Annotated in this window: 21 protein-coding genes; 8 read left to right on the forward strand and 13 right to left on the reverse strand. The window is 47.1% G+C overall.

The window, feature by feature from the left end:
* The 5 genes from Q0389_RS11645 (at nucleotide 1) to Q0389_RS11665 (ending at nucleotide 2,696) form a co-directional block, all read left to right on the forward strand.
* Nucleotides 1-240 carry a KH domain-containing protein gene (locus Q0389_RS11645; protein WP_298694321.1) on the forward strand — a complete coding sequence of 80 codons (240 nt, stop codon included), beginning with the start codon at nucleotides 1-3 and terminating at the stop codon, nucleotides 238-240.
* Complete coding sequence (gene rimM, locus Q0389_RS11650; protein ID WP_298694322.1) at nucleotides 221-775, forward strand: ribosome maturation factor RimM; 555 nt, start codon at nucleotides 221-223, stop codon at nucleotides 773-775. Before Q0389_RS11645 ends, rimM begins: the two co-directional genes overlap by 20 nt.
* Nucleotides 775-1,470 (forward strand): tRNA (guanosine(37)-N1)-methyltransferase TrmD, encoded by a 696-nt coding sequence (trmD, locus tag Q0389_RS11655; RefSeq protein WP_298694323.1) that lies wholly within the window; start codon nucleotides 775-777, stop codon nucleotides 1,468-1,470. Before rimM ends, trmD begins: the two co-directional genes overlap by 1 nt.
* The gene (gene rplS, locus Q0389_RS11660; RefSeq protein ID WP_298694324.1) at nucleotides 1,460-1,819 is read left to right on the forward strand and encodes a 50S ribosomal protein L19; all 360 of its coding nucleotides are present in this window, start codon (nucleotides 1,460-1,462) and stop codon (nucleotides 1,817-1,819) included. The genes trmD and rplS overlap by 11 nt, the downstream gene beginning before the upstream one ends.
* A gap of 79 nt (nucleotides 1,820-1,898) precedes the next feature.
* Nucleotides 1,899-2,696, forward strand: coding sequence for an ATP-binding cassette domain-containing protein (locus Q0389_RS11665; RefSeq protein ID WP_298694326.1), 798 nt, complete (start codon nucleotides 1,899-1,901; stop codon nucleotides 2,694-2,696).
* Nucleotides 2,697-2,701: 5 nt separating this feature from the next.
* Here Q0389_RS11665 and smpB read toward each other — a convergent pair whose 3' ends face one another.
* From smpB to Q0389_RS11690, 5 genes are read right to left on the reverse strand one after another with little or no spacing between them, the layout of a single operon-like run.
* Nucleotides 2,702-3,154 carry an SsrA-binding protein SmpB gene (gene smpB / locus Q0389_RS11670; protein ID WP_298694329.1) on the reverse strand — a complete coding sequence of 151 codons (453 nt, stop codon included), beginning with the start codon at nucleotides 3,152-3,154 and terminating at the stop codon, nucleotides 2,702-2,704.
* A 5-nt stretch (nucleotides 3,155-3,159) separates the two neighbouring features.
* Complete coding sequence (locus Q0389_RS11675) at nucleotides 3,160-3,924, reverse strand: 4-(cytidine 5'-diphospho)-2-C-methyl-D-erythritol kinase (RefSeq protein WP_298694331.1); 765 nt, start codon at nucleotides 3,922-3,924, stop codon at nucleotides 3,160-3,162.
* On the reverse strand, nucleotides 3,921-4,151 hold the full coding sequence (csrA, locus tag Q0389_RS11680) for a carbon storage regulator CsrA (RefSeq protein WP_298694332.1): 231 nt from the start codon (nucleotides 4,149-4,151) through the stop codon (nucleotides 3,921-3,923). The genes Q0389_RS11675 and csrA overlap by 4 nt, the downstream gene beginning before the upstream one ends.
* Nucleotides 4,145-4,966, reverse strand: a complete 822-nt coding sequence (gene truB, locus Q0389_RS11685; RefSeq protein ID WP_298694334.1) for a tRNA pseudouridine(55) synthase TruB — start codon at nucleotides 4,964-4,966, stop codon at nucleotides 4,145-4,147. The genes csrA and truB overlap by 7 nt, the downstream gene beginning before the upstream one ends.
* Nucleotides 4,967-4,972: 6 nt before the next feature.
* Nucleotides 4,973-7,021, reverse strand: coding sequence for an ATP-dependent helicase (locus tag Q0389_RS11690; RefSeq protein ID WP_298694336.1), 2,049 nt, complete (start codon nucleotides 7,019-7,021; stop codon nucleotides 4,973-4,975).
* A gap of 160 nt (nucleotides 7,022-7,181) precedes the next feature.
* Between Q0389_RS11690 and Q0389_RS11695 the strand changes: the two genes are divergently transcribed.
* Entirely contained in the window at nucleotides 7,182-8,081 is a 900-nt protein-coding gene (locus Q0389_RS11695) for a LysR family transcriptional regulator (protein ID WP_298694337.1), read from the forward strand.
* 32 nt (nucleotides 8,082-8,113) lie between these two features.
* Here the strand turns inward: Q0389_RS11695 and motB are convergent, their stop codons facing one another.
* The 7 genes from motB to Q0389_RS11730 all read right to left on the reverse strand — a co-directional run bounded on the left by motB (nucleotide 8,114) and on the right by Q0389_RS11730 (nucleotide 13,761).
* The gene (motB, locus tag Q0389_RS11700) at nucleotides 8,114-8,974 is read right to left on the reverse strand and encodes a flagellar motor protein MotB (protein ID WP_298694339.1); all 861 of its coding nucleotides are present in this window, start codon (nucleotides 8,972-8,974) and stop codon (nucleotides 8,114-8,116) included.
* Nucleotides 8,975-8,983: 9 nt separating this feature from the next.
* Entirely contained in the window at nucleotides 8,984-9,754 is a 771-nt protein-coding gene (gene motA, locus Q0389_RS11705) for a flagellar motor stator protein MotA (RefSeq protein ID WP_298694340.1), read from the reverse strand.
* Between the two features lie 168 nt (nucleotides 9,755-9,922).
* A complete protein-coding gene (locus tag Q0389_RS11710; protein ID WP_298694342.1) occupies nucleotides 9,923-10,381 on the reverse strand; it encodes a hypothetical protein in 459 nt (152 codons plus the stop codon).
* A 77-nt stretch (nucleotides 10,382-10,458) separates the two neighbouring features.
* A complete protein-coding gene (locus Q0389_RS11715) occupies nucleotides 10,459-11,028 on the reverse strand; it encodes an aminotransferase class IV (RefSeq protein ID WP_298694344.1) in 570 nt (189 codons plus the stop codon).
* A 2-nt stretch (nucleotides 11,029-11,030) separates the two neighbouring features.
* Nucleotides 11,031-11,954: a cysteine synthase A gene (cysK, locus tag Q0389_RS11720; protein ID WP_298694346.1), complete on the reverse strand. Its 924-nt coding sequence runs from the start codon at nucleotides 11,952-11,954 to the stop codon at nucleotides 11,031-11,033.
* 86 nt (nucleotides 11,955-12,040) lie between these two features.
* Nucleotides 12,041-12,739 carry a response regulator transcription factor gene (locus Q0389_RS11725; RefSeq protein ID WP_298694348.1) on the reverse strand — a complete coding sequence of 233 codons (699 nt, stop codon included), beginning with the start codon at nucleotides 12,737-12,739 and terminating at the stop codon, nucleotides 12,041-12,043.
* Nucleotides 12,736-13,761, reverse strand: a complete 1,026-nt coding sequence (locus Q0389_RS11730; protein ID WP_298694349.1) for an ATP-binding protein — start codon at nucleotides 13,759-13,761, stop codon at nucleotides 12,736-12,738. The genes Q0389_RS11725 and Q0389_RS11730 overlap by 4 nt, the downstream gene beginning before the upstream one ends.
* Nucleotides 13,762-13,870: 109 nt before the next feature.
* On the opposite strand from Q0389_RS11730, the gene Q0389_RS11735 reads away from it, so the two are divergent.
* Nucleotides 13,871-15,328: an acetyl-CoA carboxylase biotin carboxylase subunit gene (locus Q0389_RS11735; RefSeq protein WP_298694351.1), complete on the forward strand. Its 1,458-nt coding sequence runs from the start codon at nucleotides 13,871-13,873 to the stop codon at nucleotides 15,326-15,328.
* A 37-nt stretch (nucleotides 15,329-15,365) separates the two neighbouring features.
* Here the strand turns inward: Q0389_RS11735 and Q0389_RS11740 are convergent, their stop codons facing one another.
* Nucleotides 15,366-16,580, reverse strand: a complete 1,215-nt coding sequence (locus Q0389_RS11740) for an apolipoprotein N-acyltransferase (RefSeq protein ID WP_298694353.1) — start codon at nucleotides 16,578-16,580, stop codon at nucleotides 15,366-15,368.
* Between the two features lie 70 nt (nucleotides 16,581-16,650).
* Here Q0389_RS11740 and yajC point away from each other — a divergent pair.
* Nucleotides 16,651-16,808: preprotein translocase subunit YajC (yajC, locus tag Q0389_RS11745; RefSeq protein ID WP_298694355.1), on the forward strand; the 158-nt coding region annotated here is incomplete at its 3' end.

Consider the following 16,808-nt stretch of genomic DNA (forward strand, 5'->3'; position numbering starts at 1 on the left):
ATGGTCGCGGACTTCGTCGCAGGTTTTGCTAAACTGATCGCAAGTTACCCGGATGAGATCCGGGTAGAGTCGTTTGATGGCGACGAGGTGACCGAAATCATTTTGTATGCCAATCAGGCAGATGTGGGCAAGCTGATCGGAAAAGAGGGGAAAATGATCGGTGCGATCAAAACCGTCATTTCCGGATGCAAAGCCAAAGACGGGAAAAGTTACCGAATCAATGTCGAACCGCTTTCGTAATTCAACCCCGCAAAATCTTCTCCATGTCGCCACATTAGGCCGCACCGTCGGTTTAAAAGGGGACATGAAACTGAATCTCTTTACCGATTTTCCCGAACAATTCACTCCCAATGCCTCTTTCACCCTTGAAAACGGCAAAGAAGTAATTCTTACCTCCTATAACCCTGAACGCGAGCTGGTTCACATACAAGGGATAGATACCCCCGAAGCGGCGAAAGCGCTGACCAACGGAAAGCTTTTCACCACTTTTGAAGCAACGCGCGAGCGATGCAATTTGAGTGAAGGTGAATTTTTCTGGTTTGATCTGCTTGGGGCGAGTGTTATAGAAGGTGAGACTCTTTTGGGTCGTGTTCAAGAAATTGAACGGATCGGTGTACAAGATTATCTGTTGGTCGCAACGGATGAAGCACTTGTCGCAAAAGGGATGCCGGCTACGTTTCTTATCCCTTACATCGACCACTTTATCAAAACAAGCGATGCTGCGTCCAAGGTAATAACCGTAGAGGGTGGATTGGATCTACTGGAGGCATCTTGATGCGTTTTACGTATGTGACGATCTTTTCCAATTTGATCGAAGGGTATTTCCAAGATTCTATCCTCAAACGGGGGATAGAAGCGGAAAAATTTTCGGTTGCGTATTTGAACCCGAGAGATTTCAGCGCCTCCAAGCACCATAAAGTAGACGACACGGCTGCCGGCGGGGGTGCCGGTATGGTAATGACGCCGCAGCCTTTGTTTGACTCTCTGCGAACTCTCGACGATGACGCTCACATCATATTCGTCGCTCCGGTAGGAAAACAATTTACCCAAAACGATGCCAAACGCCTTGCCGGAAAGCCGCATGTCGTTTTCGTCAGCGGACGGTATGAAGGGATCGATGAGAGGGTTGTAGAACGTTTTGCGGATGAAGTGTTCAGTATCGGCGATTATGTTTTAACCGGAGGAGAATTACCTTCATTGGTGATGACCGATGCTATCGTCCGAAATATCGAAGGGGTGCTTGGGAACAGCGAATCTTTGGAGTATGAAAGTTTCGAATCTCCACTTTTGGAGGCCCCTTCATTCGGAAAACCCCCTGTCTATGAGAATATGCATGTTCCATCAGAATACTTAAAGGGAAATCACAGTAAAATTCGTGCACTAAAATCGTCTCTGTCTGAATGCAAAACAAAATACTTCAGGCCTGAGCAGCTTCAAAAGCATAAACTAAGGACATCTTATGAAAAATAAGTACATTGCAAGCTTCGAACAAGCGCAAATCGCTAGTAAAAACATCCCTGAGTTCCGTGCGGGTGATACTCTTCGTTTGGCAGTAACCATTAAAGAAGGTGACAAATCACGCGTACAAAATTATGAAGGTATCTGTATCTCTATTCGTGGAGAAGGTACCGGTAAAACTATTACTGTACGTAAAATCGGTGCAAACGGCGTCGGTATCGAACGTGTATTCCCGATCTACAGTGACAGCCTTGAAAAAATCGAAGTACTTCGCCGTGGTCGTGTTCGCCGTGCGAAATTGTTCTATCTTCGTGACCTTGCCGGTAAAGCTGCACGTATTAAAGAAATTCGTAAAAAATAATCTCCTATGCCGCAATCTGCGGCATTTTTTATCTCTTTTTCTTCCAAGGTTTACTAAACCTCATTATTAAAGAACTCCTATGACTGACTCTCTGATCCATTTTCAAAACGTTGATCTAATCTACGATACCGCATATGCGCTTCGCGGGATTGATTTAAGCATTCGCAGAGGTGAACATTGTGCTATCATCGGAGCGAACGGTTCGGGTAAATCGACCTTGATCAAGCTCATCTCCTGTGAGTTATACCCTTCTTATAAAAGTGATCCGTTTTGCCGCGACATTCTGGAAAAAAGCCGTTGGGAAATTGCAGAACTGCGCAAACGACTCGGAGTCATTACCAATGACATCCACTGGGCATTTCAAATGCAGGGGCAGAATTTACGCGGCTACGAAGCGGTTTTAAGCGGTTTTAACGGGACTCTCGGCATCTTTGCCCATCAAACCTATACGAACGAACAGCATGTAATCGCGCACGATGCGCTTGAGCGTTTAGGGATTGCCCATTTAGGCGATAAAGTGCTGGGAAATATGTCTACAGGTGAATTGCGTAAAATCGTCGTCGCCCGAGCGCTTGTTCATCCGATCGATGCGCTATTATTGGATGAACCGACGGTGGGCCTGGATATCAAAGCGCAAATCGATTTTATTGACATGATCCGTTCTCTTTCACGCAGCGGTACAACGATCATATTGGTTACACACCATATCGAAGAGATATTTGAGGAGATCAATAAAGTGGTCTTGCTCTCCGGAGGAACGATATACGCACAGGGGAAAAAAGAAGAAACGCTAAACAGCCAAAATATATCGGCTATTTTTGACATGAAACTCGCACTCGAGCGTGAGGGCGAACACTACCGTATTCGGTCGTTCTGATAGCTTTAATCCCCTTTTAGCGCCCGTTCGATATCGCGTTTGATACTTTTTTCTTTCATGTCTTCGCGCTTGTCGTAGAGTTTTTTCCCTTTGGCGATCGCGACTTGCATCTTGGCGAGGTTTTTGTCGTTGAAATAGATACTAAGCGGCACCAGTGTGAAGCCCTCTTTCTCGACCGCTTTAAACATTTTGTCGATCTGTTTTTTGTGCAGGAGAAGTTTGCGGCTTCCGCGCTCTTCGTGGGTATAGTATCGATGGGTTGTGTCGAGAACACCGATGTGGACACCGAATACAAACGCTTCGCCGCGGACGATTTTGATAAAACCGTCTTTGAGGTTGACTCGGCCGGCACGGAGAGATTTGACTTCTGACCCTTTGAGGACAAGTCCCGCTTCGAATTTTTCTTCGATGTGGTAGTCAAAAAACGCTTTTTTATTGGTGGCTATGTTTTCGCCCATACTGCTTATTCCTCAATCTTAAAAAAACTGCTTCCGCTGCCGGAGAAAAACCACCCCTCTTGCTCTTTCAGCTGCGGATAACATCCCAATGCCGCAGGATAAAGATCATTCGCCTCTTTGGCACTCATAGAGGCCAATATTTCTCGTGAAGGTGTCGCTTCCAGACGTGCCGCTTCCTCTTCGGAAATAGGATCGAACCGATGCTCCCGATAATAACGGTAGACCGTAGGGGTGCTGATCTCAAGCGCGGGGGTCGTTACTTCAAAGTGGAGTAAAGGCTCATCGTAACGCTCGACGATCTCGCCGATCCCGCGGACATTGGCACTCTCGTACCCGTAAACGAAAAAAGGGACATCGGCACCGACATCGGCACCGATGCGTGCCAGCTCATCAACGCTTAATCCCAAATCCAAATCTTCGTTGCACATCGTTAGAAAAGTGGCGGCATCGGAACTGCCTCCTCCCAAGCCGGCGAAAGAGGGGATGTTTTTTTCGACACATACGGCATGATCCTCAAAAAAAGCGGAGAGCTTTTCCGAATGGGTTGCGGCAAGGAGATATTTATAAGCTTTATAGATGGTATTAGAATGGACTTCGCAATCAAAATTGCCTCGAATCTCGAACTCGGGAGTCGTTTTTCGTTCGAACCGGAGCGTATCGTACAGGGAACTAACCCGCATAAAGCGTGAACTGAGGGTATGATACTCTCCCCGTGTTCCGGTAATTTTGAGAAAAATGTTGACTTTGGCGTAGGCGCGGCGAGGAATCATAATTTTAATTTTTGAACCAATTGCTGTAGAAGAGTCTCGTCATGCTGGGTTGATGCCACTTTGTTGGAATCTTCGACGGCGCGGACAAGTTCGCTCCGCAAAACGCGGATATTATGGGGAGCGTCGATTCCGAGTTTGACGACCCCTTTTTCGATGGAGACGACTTTGACGGTGATCGTGTCGGCGATAATAATCGATTCATCCAATTTGCGAGAGAGAATCAGCATGCTTCTACCTTGTTTAGAATATAGCGAACCCCGTCGGATGTAATCTCGATAATCGATACGGTATCGCCGTTGTCGATCCAGTAGGTTCCCTCATCGTGAAGATCGAAATCTTCACGTTCGAGAGGCTGACCCAGCAGAACCGTTTGTATCGTGCCATTATAGCGGTTTTTGGTAATACCGAGAGAGGTTTTGATATCCAGATCTTTTTCATTCTCATAGACAAACTGTCCCTCGTTTAAACGCTCCAGCGCGCTCAAAGAGCCGTCATATCCGAGCTTGTCCGCAATCATCTCGCCGAGAGAACGGATATAGGTTCCTTCCGAAACGGTTGCTTCGAAAGTGACGAAAGGGTGAACATAATGGATAAGGGTGATATCGTATATGGTAGAAGTGATTTCTCTCAGGTCGATCTCCGCCCCAGCACGGGCCAATTCATAGGCACGTCGGCCGTTGATTCGTTTGGCACTGTATTTAGGCGGGAGATAGGTGAGTGTTCCGCGTAATGAATCAAGGACGCTAGTGAGCGTTTGCGGATCGACTTCGGCGGTTTCGCTGATCGTTTCGATCTTTTCGATATCGAGAGTAGGGGAGTAAGCCCCCAGCCATAAAGTCGCCCGGTAGCGTTTGGGCGTTTTATTGAGAAAACGAAACAGCCGTCCGTGATTGCCGAATGCGATGATCAGTACCCCTTTGGCAAAAGGATCGAGTGTCCCGGAATAGCCCGCTTTTTTGACGTTGTAACGGCGTTTAAGACGGCTTAAAAGTTGGTTGGAACTCATACCTGCGGGTTTGTAAGCGACGAAAAGGCGGTTCATACGGTCCTAGAGTTTTTCGACGAAAGAGGCGAGGATTTCCCGTTTGTTTCCGCCGAAATTGATATTGAGCTTGAACTCCCGTCCCGATTTACTCACCCCTTCGACCCTTCCGGCACCGAAGATTTTGTGGCGGACGAGATCCCCTTTTTTGTACGAGGTGTTTTTCTCCAGAATCAAAGAGCCTTCGCACAGACCCGCTTCATTGATAAAACGGCTTTTTTGGAGTTCGGTCCGACGCCCTTTGTAAAAACGGCTGTTGACGTTGGAGAGGGTCAGGTGGCTTTTTGCCCGCGTCAAAGCGACATAGCCCAGCCGCCGCTCTTCTTCGATATCGCTTCCGTCTCCGATGAGCGGTAAGAAGCCCTCTTCCAGCCCGATGACGAAAAGGTGTTCGAACTCCAGCCCTTTGGAAGCATGGATACTCATGATATAGATGCTCTCCCCCTCTACCTGATCTTGTTCGCTTTGCAAGGTGATGTCATTAAGAAACTCTGCAAGAGAGGCTCCTGGATTTTGTTTGACGTAATCGCGGAAGAGACCGTAAAATTCGTCGATATTGGCTATTTTTTCCGCTTCGTCCGGAAGCCCTTTGAGCGTCTCTTTGATTTTAAAACGCTCTTCGAGCAGATCGATAAAACGGTATATCGCCTCCTCGGCTACATTGCGCAGTTCCAGTATCTCGGAGACAAAATCATGCAGTTCCCCGGCGCTTTTTTTCCGTACCAGCGCTTCGAGCTCGCTGTCGCCGAGTGTCGAAATAAATTCGAACATCGACTTGCCCGCTTCTATCGCGGAGAGCTCGATTTTATCGATGGTGGCTTTCCCCAATCCCCGTTTGGGTTTGTTGATGATCCGTTTGAGCGAGAAGTTATCGTGGACATTGGTAATGACCCGCAGATAACTGATAAGGTCTTTAATCTCGGCGCGGTCATAGAACCTCAGTCCGCCGACGAGTTTGTACGCCACGCCGGCACGGTTGAGACCTTCTTCGAGAGAACGGCTTAGGGCATTGATCCGATAGAGTACGGCGATTTCGTTGGGGCGAACCCCTTTGGTGATCAGCTCTTTAATCGATTTGGCGATTTTTTTAGATTCTTCGGCTTCGTCGCTTGAAGAAATCGTTTGGACTTCATTGCCGCCGGTTTTTGTTGCGATCAGCGTTTTTCCCAGACGTGAACGGTTGTGCTCGATAAGGGCATTGGCTACGGTCAGGATGGGCTGGGTAGAGCGGTAATTATGCTCGAGTTTGACGATCATCGCATTTTCAAAATCCTGGTCGAATTCGAGAATATTACGGACGTGGGCTCCCCGCCATCCGTAAATGCTTTGATCATCGTCTCCGACGACGCATAGATTGTTATGGGTCGAACAGAGTTTCTGAAGAAGCCGCAACTGAAGTTCGTTGGTATCTTGATATTCATCGATCATAATATAGCGGTATTTTTCGCTGGTTTCCCGGCATAGATCGGGGTATTCGTCTAATAGTTTGTAAGTAAGGCACAACAAATCGTCAAAATCGACAAGATTATTTTTGAGCAGATATTCCTGATATTCTTCATAAATCTTGGCGATGTGTTTGTAATTGGTAAGCTCTGCTTGAGCGTAGGCTTCCTGAGGATCGATCAAAGAGTTTTTATAGCGGGAAATTTCAGAAGCGATCAATGCGGTGGGGAGATCGGCATTGATTTTTTTGATGATTTTCTTTTTATCGTCGGTATCGATGACGACAAAATTATTCATTCTGCCGAGCAAATGGATATGGAATTTTAAAAACAACAATCCGAATTTATGAAACGTGCACAGAAGAGGCGGGTACGAGTTCTGAGAGATCATCCCCATAGCACGTTCACGCATCTCTTTGGCCGCTTTGTTGGTAAAGGTGAGGGTCAGCGTATTGGCTGCGGGAATCCCGACTTCGTCTAATAGATAGGCTAAACGGGAGGTGATAGTCTTGGTTTTGCCGCTTCCCGCTCCCGCCAAAATGAGCAACGGACCGTCGATCTGTTCGACCGCACTGCGCTGAGCATCATTAAGTTCTGCGAGAATTTTATCCATGTGGATGCTGCCTTCTTCTTGGTTAAGGTTTTAATTATAGCCCATTTTTCCTATTTTTGAAATTCACGAGCTATACGCGTGTGAAAAATGTTGGCCTCTCTTGCTTTGGTTATAATAATGGGTTATAATAGTGCTATTCATTTACCTTATAGGAATTATTATGTTAAAAGATTTTGCAAAACTTATGACGTTTCTGACGGTTGTCAGAGAGAAAAGTTTTTCGAAAGCATCTGCAAAACTCGGGATTTCTCAGCCCGCGGTCACCCAACAAATCAAATTTATCGAAGACTATCTCGACACACGTGTCGTAGAGCGTAAAAAGAACGGTATTAAGCTGACGAAAGAGGGTGAAGATCTGTTTCGTATTGCTATGAAACTGGAAAAATCGATTCAATCAAGCGAAAAAGAGCTCCTGAAGATTATCAGTAAAGAGTTTACGTTTATTGTCGGTGCGTCATATGCCATCGGAAACTATGTCCTTCCGTCGTACTTGGGACAACTCAAAGAGAAAATCAACAATGAAGTTCATATCCGTGTCGCTTTTTCCGAAGAGATTATCGATCAGCTGATCGATAAAAAAATCGATATCGCTTTGATCGAATCCCCGGTTTTTAAAGACGGTTTGATCTACCGCGAATGGGAAGAGGATGAATTGGTCATATTTTCAAATCAACCGATCCCGAAGCAGCTGCGTAAAGAAGATATGTATAAATTCGACTGGATTTGCCGTGACGAAAACTCCCATACCCGCAAATTGACCTCCGAAGTTTTTGAAGAAATCGGTGTCGAGTGTTCCGGTTTTAGCGTCATCGGTGTTGTCGCCAGTTCTACGGCGATTAAAGAGACGATTATGCGTTCGCCGAAAGATGCGGTTCGTCCGGTTGTTTCCGTCATTTCCCGTCATGTTATCAGCGATGAGGTGGAAGAGGGGAAATTGTTTGAAGCCCGGATCAAAAACTTTAAAATCAAACGCAAGTTTTATATCGCTTATAGCAAAGAACGCAAACACGATGCATTCATCGATAATGTCGTAACCTATCTGCTTGGCTTGAAATTATAAATCCCGCAAGAATGACATAAGCGCTGCGGCGCTTATTGTTTCAGTTTGTTTAAAATTCCGAATATTTTTGATTGCTCTGTGTTGTCGAGAGGCTTTTCGTTCGAGACAAACATGTAAAAATCGACACGACGGTTTTTGGCACGATCGTCTTCGTTTGCATTGGATGCTAGCGCTTTCGCCGGTCCGAATCCTGCAGCTGAAAGACGTTCGGGGGAAACACCGTTTTGTATTAATTCCCGCACGACATATTCCGCCCGTTTACTGGAGAGGTCCAGATTGTCTCTGAACGGAGAATTCTTCGGTAACGGTTGGTTATCGGTATAACCGCGTACGGAGATATCGACGCTCGGAGGAAGGGTGTTGATGATTTCAGCGACTCTTTTAATAAACAAATGCATCTCTACGTCATCGATCGTCGCATTTGCCCCTTTAAACGGTATGGTCGCCGGTAATTTCAGCATGACACCGTCGATGGTTTGATCCAAAGGTCCTTCTCCCATCGACAATTGTTGCAGATCTTGCTGGAGTTTTTGAATGGTGCTGGACGGGGTATCCGGAGTAGAGGACATCTCAGGGGTAGACGATGCCTGTTCTAAAATAGAACCGCCTCCCGATATGATCGTTTTTCCGCTTGCGTTTGCGTTTGCTTTCGGATCGGGTTTCGCATCGTTTGAGGTGTCGACGACGGGAATAAGCGGTTCAGAGACGGGTGCATAGTCATAGATTTTGACAAACTCTTCTTTGATGGCTCTGAGTTTTTCTTTGTTGACGGAAGCCAGAGCATAGAGTGCGATGAAAAGAGCGAGAAGGAGACTGAAAAAGTCGGCCGTCGGTACGGCCCACTTTTCTCCTGCCGGACATTCGGGGCATTTTTTACATTTTTTCTTTGCCATGACAGAGTATCAATCGAATTGGCTGTGTTTTTCTTCCATCGGAGAAAGAAAGTTAAGCAGTTTGGCTTCGAGTGTCCGCGGGTTGTCGCCGTGGACGATTCCGATGATTCCTTCCAGCATCAACTGTTGCTCTTTGACGAGATGGTGCGATTTGGCTTTCATTTTGCTCCCGATCGGACCAAGGACGACGTATGCGGAAAAAATCCCTGTAACGGTCGCGGTGAAAGCTCCGGCAATCCCTTCCGCCATCTCTTTGGGGTTATCGAGTTTTTGGAGTGCGAGGATAAGTCCCATAACCGCCCCTACGAGCCCCATAACCGGAGATGTTTCCCCCGCAACGATCCAATAGTGGGCACATCCGTGCCAAAACTCTTCGGTCTCTTCGATGACCCGCTCCATCGTTTCGTGAATCGTATCGATCTCATTGCCGTCTACGGCCATGCTAAGACCTTGTTTCAAGAAAGGATTGTCGATTTGGGCGACTTTTTGTTCGAGTGCCAACAATCCTTCACGTCGGGCAAGAGTTGCAAGTTCGATAATCTGTTTGATTCGTGCATGCAGGTCGACGGGATTTTTTTTGAAAACAAACCCGAGATTTTTATAAGCACCTTTGACGTATTCCCCGTCGGTGGCGACCATGGAAGCGAGCATTGCCGTCGGAAAAATGATGATAAGCGATGTGATATGTACCAGATGAATCGGGTTTCCACCCTCCAGTGAATCTCCCAAAGAAAGACTCGTGATTGCCCCTAATATCCCTAAAACGACGGTTAAATCCATTAGACTATCTTTACTTGAAATTATGTATATAGAATACGGTATGCGGTTATATGTCGATTGAAATTATGCAAAGCATTATATAACCAAAACGCATTAAGATGAAATCAAAATTTTTATTCGGACGGCAGGATGCCGTAAAGGGAGAGAATTAGATGGGAGTCTTAGAGATTATTTTTTAAAGAATTTTTGGTTTTCCGGATTGGACAGGAACGCACTCATAGAGTTTTGAACCCCTTCATGTTTATCGATATTCAATATTGGATGCTGTTCCTGAGGAAGAGCGAGATTGACAAATGCCGGAGTGTCGTCGATTATGATTTGGACGATGGAAAGAAGCGGTACAGAGACAAAACTGCCGATATTCTCTTGACCGAAACCGGCTTCGAAGATTAAAACGTCATTGTCGATCCGTGCACTTTCAAAGGTATATCCTCCCAAAAAGAAGAGAGTCATGGCCCGAAACTCTTCACTTAGGTGGGGTGGCAGAGGAGGATCGAAAGTGATGTGTTCGATTTTACACAAAATACCGAAGTTCTGATCGTTTTCAAAAAGATAAATAAGCATATCCCGTAAATGATTTTCCATCAATCGGGCAAATGACGGACTTTTGATAATATCGAATAGCATAGCGACAGACCTGTATATGTGAATTGCGCCTCTGATACGGCGAAACGTCCGGACACAACTGACCGGGTGTTTTTTAATTAGACGATTATACCATTTTCGATCTCAACAAATCCTATCATCGCGTTCATAACCGCTATGGATTCTGCTTGAGGGATGTCTTCGAGACGTAACGGGGCAGAAATAAGAGCATTTTCGCGTATCAGCCGTTCACGTGTGGTCCCGGGAAGTAAAGGGGTATTCGGCGTCAGCCATATTCCTTTTATCTTCAGTGCTATATTGGCTATCGTTGTGTCGCTCAGGAAGCCGTTTCGGATGATTAGTACATCATCGCATTGTCCGCGTCGGGCAAAGAGGGCGTCGAGCTCCTGACGTTCTGTCGATTTCAGGGGATAGGAGAGGTCGTTGGAATGCACGGCTTTGAGAGAACGGATCGCTTTTGGGGTATAAGGATGGTATTCGATTTGAAAGAGGTCGCGGTCATACAGAAAACGGCATCGAAAAGTCCCTTTTTCGGGGGGTGAAATCAATGATTGAAGGGAGTAGATGTTGCCGGCTTCGAGTATTTCGAGGGCATGTTCCATCCGTGCTTGATGGTAAGAAAGGTACAGAGCCTTTCCATCTTCACAGCGGATGGTTTCGAGAAACACTCTCAGGCTTCGAATAATGGAGTACTGAGGTAGCGCTCTGCCGTGTCACAGAGTATGGTGACGATGACCTTGCCCTTATTCTCTGGGCGCGATGCGACGAGCGATGCGGCATGAACATTGGCACCGGCTGAAATTCCGACCAAAAGTCCTTCGTTTTTTGCCAACGCTTTCGAAGCGGCGATAGCATCTTCGTTACTGACGGCGATTACTTCGCTGTAGAGCGACGTGTTTAAGACATCGGGGACAAACCCGGCACCGATCCCCTGTATTTTGTGTGGCCCCGCTTTGCCTCCGGAGAGGACGGGTGAATCTTTCGGTTCGACGGCGATGATCTGGATTCCCGGAAGCGCTTCTCTGAGCGCTTCCCCCGTTCCGGTCAGAGTTCCGCCGGTTCCTACCGCTGCGACAAAGATATCGACTTTTCCGTCGGTGTCGCGCAAAATTTCTTTTGCCGTCGTAATGCGGTGGATGGCCGGGTTCGCAGGGTTGGCAAACTGCTGCAGGATAATCGCGTTGGAGTTGGCGGAGACGAGGGCATTGGCTTCGTCAATCGCCCCTTTCATCCCCAGTGCGGCAGGGGTGAGAACTAGATTGGCTCCGAGCGCTTTGAGAAGGTTACGGCGTTCGATACTCATGGATTCGGGCATAGTGAGGGTGAGTTTAAGTCCCAGTGCAGCGCAGATCGAAGCGAGAGCGATACCGGTATTACCGCTGGTTGGCTCGATGATAAGGGTCTCTTGATTGATCTTTCCCTCATCCATTGCTGTCTTGATCATGTTATAGCCGATCCGATCTTTGACGGAACTGGTAGGATTCATGAATTCGCATTTTCCTAAAACGGTTGCATTGCTTTCTGCAGAGGCAGCATTAAGCATGACTAAAGGGGTATTGCCGATAAGTTCCGTAATATTTGCAGCTATGTTCATTGGGTATCCCTGTTTTTTGATCATTATAATAGCAGATTTTGGAAAAAGCCAACAATCCATACTAATTCGCTATGGAAAATAAGCTTTTAGTTACCTTTGCCGCACACGAATCGGTACCCGATTCCAAGCTCGGTCTGGACGTAGGTCGGAGAGGTGGGATTGGGTTCGATTTTTTTACGTAAACTATTGATGTAGGTCCGTAAATATTGCATTTCACTTTGGTATCCGACACCCCACACCTCTTTGAGGATTTTATCGTGTGTCAAGACCTGGTTGCGGTGAAGCATCATATATTTAAGCAAATTAAATTCGGTCGGGGTGAGTTTGAGCGGCTGACCCTCTTTGGTGGCGCTAAACTGTTCGACATCGATTTGCAACGTATCGCAGGTGATGAGGGAATCGGTCGTCTGATGAACTAAAAAGCGGCGTTGCGTCGAGCGTACTCTTGCGTAGAGTTCATTGGTTGAAAACGGCTTAGTCACATAATCGTCTGCTCCCGCATCCAATGCCGCGATAATTTCGGACTCTTCGCTTCGCGCCGAGACGACGATGATGGGGACGGTGAGGAGAGAGCGGATGGTTTTGATCAGCTCTTTCCCGTCTCCATCGGGAAGACCCAGGTCAAGTAAGACGATATCGGGACTGCGGGTCTGAATTTCTCTCAGGGCGCTTTTACGGTCTTTGGCATGGACCGTTTTATGTCCGAACTGCTGAAATGAGAGATGCAGCAGTTTGCCGATGGCTTCGTCGTCTTCAACAATCAAAATCAGTTGATGCGGTTTCATGAGACCTCGTTTAGGAGATGGGAAGGGCGTTTGAGGATAGGAAGAGTAACCTCGAAACAGATTCCGTTTTCCGTATTATACGCTTTTATCTGTCCGTGATGAGCCCGCGTGATATCGCGGCAAATTGAGAGACCGACGCCGCTTCCGGAGATATCTGCGGTATTTCCGGCGCGGTAAAATTGCTCGAAGAGGTGTTCGAGATCACGGGGGGGGACTGATGGGCATTCATTGCAGAACGTCATTTTCAGAGTAGTGTTATTCGGAATAATCGTAATATGAATCGCTTTGTCTTTATGAGAGTATTTCAAGGCATTGTCGATGAGGTTGACAAACAGACGCGTCAACAGTCCGCTATCTCCGTAAAAGAGCTGCAGATCGGGATCAATCCGGCAATCAATCCTCTCATGCAGCACATCCCTCCGAAATTCGCGTAGAGCGATCCCGATAAGGTCGACAATATCGCACCACTCTTTTTTTAAGGGAGTATGGATGTTTTGGAGGCGTGCGCTGTCGAGCAGCGTGCTGATGAGACGGTTCATTTGGCGACTCGATTCGATGATTTGTGATAGCGCCTGGTAGCGCAGTGCCGGATCGAGCGGGTGCGTTTCGACCAAAAACGTCGCATTGCCCATAATAGAAGACAGCGGTGTCTTAAGATCATGGGAGAGGGTGTTGTAGAGGATCTCTTTGACACTGGTGTGATGGATGCGCCGTGCCTGAAAGGTGATCGTATACCCGACGATATAAAAGATGACGAAACTCCAGATATAAATCAGTTCATCGACGAGGAAACTAAGAGTTGGAGGGATGTAGATCAGGGCTAGAACGCCGACGGAAAAAGTGGTGACGAGGGTTGTGGCTATGAAGTTCCCCCTCAATGCGATGACAATGACGGGGAGGAGATGGATTAAGATAATATTGGTTTTTTCCAGCTCATTTCGAAATGTGAGGGATATCGCCGTAATGAAGGCGAAGAGGAGAAACGTGATAATATAGTGCCGATAAGGATAGAGCCGCTGCATAAAAGCTATTGTAATGCAGGTTCGCTAAAAAGAGGTTTTTTTGATGCCGTTTTGATTCCGATTACTTTAAAATTCCGCATAACAAGATCGATCATCCAGGGGGAACGTGATGAATACAACAAAAATCAGCAAAATCCTGATAGCAAACCGCGGTGAAATCGCTTTGCGTATTATCCGCGCATGTAAAGAATTGGGCATAAAAAGTGTCGTCGTATTTTCCGAAGTAGACGTAAACGGCGTTTGGGTACGTAAAGCGGATGAGTGTTATCCTATTCTAGGAGACCCGATTGCTGCGTATCTGGATTATGAGCGTATTATCTCATTGGCTAAAAAAGCGGACTGTGACGCTATCCATCCGGGATACGGATTTCTTTCCGAGAGTGCGGAGTTTGCACAGGCATGTATCGATAACGGTCTTATCTTTATCGGTCCGAAACCGGAACACGTTGCCCTTTTCGGGGATAAAATGGCTTCCAAAGTGGCGATGCGCGCAGTAGGCGTTCCGATGCTTCCGGGTACGGACGAGCCGATCGATAACATCAATGATGCCGAAAAGATTGCAGCCGATATCGGATTTCCGGTTATCATTAAAGCGGCATTCGGCGGCGGCGGACGCGGTATGCGGATTGTCGAAAAAGCATCCGATTTTAAAGAGATGTATGAGTCGGCGACCAAAGAAGCACTCCGCTTTTTTAGCCGCGGTGAGGTATTCATCGAAAAATATCTCAAAAATCCGCGCCATATCGAGATTCAGATCGTGGCGGACAAATACGGAAACGTCGTTCATCTCGGAGACCGTGACTGCTCGATTCAACGCCGTCACCAAAAAGTGATCGAAATCGCCCCTTCACCGCTTCTTAACGAAGCGACACGACGTGAACTTTACCGTATTTCGACCAAAGCGATGTTCAAACTAGGATACGAAAGTGTCGGAACAATCGAGTATCTGGTCGATCAGGACGATAACATCTATTTTATCGAAATGAATACCCGTGTCCAGGTCGAACACCCGGTTACGGAGATGATTTCGGGGATCGATTTGATTCAGCGTATGATCCAGATCGCCGAGGGCGATCCGCTCAAATTTATGCAAGAAGAGATCAAATTCCGCGGATACGCGATCGAGTTTCGTATCAATGCCGAAAACCCGAAACAGGGATTTGTCCCTTCTCCAGGGCTTATTACGAATTACCTCGCTCCGGGCGGTCCCGGGGTTCGGTTGGACAGCAGCGCTTATACGAACTATAAAATTCCGGCGAACTACGACTCAATGGTCGGTAAACTGATCGTTTCGGCATTGACGTGGGAAGACGCGGTGCGCAAAGCGACACGTGCATTGGATGAATTCTTGATCGAGGGAGTTCCGACGAATATCCCTCTTCACCGTCAGATCGTCCGCGATCAGGATTTTATCGACGGTAAACTCGATACGGGATATCTTGATACCAAGCTGCAGCATTTCAATCTCGATGCAATCCATAATATGGATGATGAAGAGGCGAAAATGAAACAGATCGAAGGAATTATCAACGCGATCAAAGCGAACAATCTCAACGTCCGCCACTAAAAACCCCTCCAATACCGAAAGGATTTCCTTTCGGGGCTTAATAGACGATTCCTCCCCCTCCGCCGTTAGCGGCATGAAATACCATTGTGTGATTTTTTCGGGCATAAAAACGGATCAGCAGTTTTTGCAGCGTCGGTTCGATAGAAGGCTTGAACCAGCCGTTATTACTGATGGCAAGCATATAGCGGACATCCGGCGTATAGAGTTCTTTGCGCGTCGCTTCGTAACAGATGGCGTTGCGAAAGCGAACCCCTTTGATTGTAAAATCGGTCGGTTTGTCCGCCGTGACGAAGTCGGCTCCTCCTCCGAAAATTTCCCGATTTACCCATCCGCGCAAAAAATCGGGGAGGGGGATATATTCGCCGAACGGAACGAGAACCGTTTTTTTGGCAATCGTCATTTTTCCCTGCTGGAATAGATACGACACGTTATAGTTAAGACCGTTTTCATTTAACAACGTTCCGGTCAAAATAGCGATATTACGTGAGCGCTCCCGGAGTGCTTCGGCGATCTCGTGATGCTCGTTCATAAAGAGGGGGAAAGCCGACTCAGGGAGGACGACGAGATCGTAACCCTGTGCGATTGCCTCATCGACGGCATAAAAGTTTTCCAACAGGGTCTGTCCCAGCCGTTGGCTTTGCCATTTAAAATCCTGCGAGATATCGGTCATGACGAGTTTGACACGGATATCAGGCTGTTTCGGCGGGATATATTGGGGCTGATAGGCAATGCAGAGGAGAAGAAGGCTTGCCGCTTTCGCTTTTTTTTGCAACTGTGTAGAGAGGGCGAGGACGAGAAGGACGACGGCAAACTGCCATTTTTCGATCCCGATATAGCTCTCGACAAAAATCAGTTCCGGCTGCATCCAGTTAAAATCCATCGGCCAGACAAAGGTCAGCCCGAATAGGATGAGAGCGCGGACATAGGGGTTGTTGCTTAGTGCCATCGTCCCGTAATAGAGTGCGTATACGAGACCGAAGCCGAGTGCGACGAACCATTGTGCCCATCCCAGACCGTAATATTGAAAACTAAACCCGATCCAGTAGCACCAAAGCAGGCCGATCCAAAATCCGCTGAGAAGAACGGTTTTTTTCGATATGCTGAGCAGTCCGTACAAAGCTATCAGGGCCAAAGCGGTATTGAGAAGTTTCGAAGTAAGACCGAAGTGTTCGCAATAGATAAAAGCGCTGAAAGAGAGGGCGATTCCCAAAGAAAGCGACAGTTCACGGTAAGCAGGGTAGGGCAATTTCATGGAGTAATTATACCGATGTTAATGTCTTTTGAGTATAATGCGGCAATTTACACTTCTGTTAAGGATATCCATGGAAATTCTCTCTCAAATTCTGCCGTTTGTCTTTTTGATCGCTGTTATGTATTTCGTGATCATTCGTCCCCAAAACCAGCAGGCTAAAAAACACAAAGCAATGGTTGAAGCATTGAGCAAAGGGGATAAAATCGTTACTACCGGCGGTCTTGTCGT

Source organism: uncultured Sulfuricurvum sp. (assembly GCF_937936435.1).
Classification (GTDB): Bacteria; Campylobacterota; Campylobacteria; order Campylobacterales; family Sulfurimonadaceae; genus Sulfuricurvum.

Excerpts from the sequence above, each read along its gene's own strand:
- Q0389_RS11710 (WP_298694342.1), bottom strand. The coding sequence starts at position 10,381 with ATGCTATTCGATATTATCAAAAGTCCGTCATTTGCCCGATTGATGGAA.
- trmD (WP_298694323.1), top strand. The coding sequence starts at position 775 with ATGCGTTTTACGTATGTGACGATCTTTTCCAATTTGATCGAAGGGTAT.
- Q0389_RS11665 (WP_298694326.1), top strand. The coding sequence starts at position 1,899 with ATGACTGACTCTCTGATCCATTTTCAAAACGTTGATCTAATCTACGAT.
- truB (WP_298694334.1), bottom strand. The coding sequence starts at position 4,966 with ATGAACCGCCTTTTCGTCGCTTACAAACCCGCAGGTATGAGTTCCAAC.
- Q0389_RS11690 (WP_298694336.1), bottom strand. The coding sequence starts at position 7,021 with ATGGATAAAATTCTCGCAGAACTTAATGATGCTCAGCGCAGTGCGGTC.
- rplS (WP_298694324.1), top strand. The coding sequence starts at position 1,460 with ATGAAAAATAAGTACATTGCAAGCTTCGAACAAGCGCAAATCGCTAGT.
- Q0389_RS11735 (WP_298694351.1), top strand. The coding sequence starts at position 13,871 with ATGAATACAACAAAAATCAGCAAAATCCTGATAGCAAACCGCGGTGAA.
- motA (WP_298694340.1), bottom strand. The coding sequence starts at position 9,754 with ATGGATTTAACCGTCGTTTTAGGGATATTAGGGGCAATCACGAGTCTT.
- cysK (WP_298694346.1), bottom strand. The coding sequence starts at position 11,954 with ATGAACATAGCTGCAAATATTACGGAACTTATCGGCAATACCCCTTTA.
- motB (WP_298694339.1), bottom strand. The coding sequence starts at position 8,974 with ATGGCAAAGAAAAAATGTAAAAAATGCCCCGAATGTCCGGCAGGAGAA.
- csrA (WP_298694332.1), bottom strand. The coding sequence starts at position 4,151 with ATGCTGATTCTCTCTCGCAAATTGGATGAATCGATTATTATCGCCGAC.
- Q0389_RS11695 (WP_298694337.1), top strand. The coding sequence starts at position 7,182 with ATGTTAAAAGATTTTGCAAAACTTATGACGTTTCTGACGGTTGTCAGA.
- smpB (WP_298694329.1), bottom strand. The coding sequence starts at position 3,154 with ATGGGCGAAAACATAGCCACCAATAAAAAAGCGTTTTTTGACTACCAC.
- Q0389_RS11730 (WP_298694349.1), bottom strand. The coding sequence starts at position 13,761 with ATGCAGCGGCTCTATCCTTATCGGCACTATATTATCACGTTTCTCCTC.
- Q0389_RS11645 (WP_298694321.1), top strand. The coding sequence starts at position 1 with ATGGTCGCGGACTTCGTCGCAGGTTTTGCTAAACTGATCGCAAGTTAC.
- rimM (WP_298694322.1), top strand. The coding sequence starts at position 221 with ATGTCGAACCGCTTTCGTAATTCAACCCCGCAAAATCTTCTCCATGTC.
- Q0389_RS11725 (WP_298694348.1), bottom strand. The coding sequence starts at position 12,739 with ATGAAACCGCATCAACTGATTTTGATTGTTGAAGACGACGAAGCCATC.
- Q0389_RS11740 (WP_298694353.1), bottom strand. The coding sequence starts at position 16,580 with ATGAAATTGCCCTACCCTGCTTACCGTGAACTGTCGCTTTCTTTGGGA.
- Q0389_RS11675 (WP_298694331.1), bottom strand. The coding sequence starts at position 3,924 with ATGATTCCTCGCCGCGCCTACGCCAAAGTCAACATTTTTCTCAAAATT.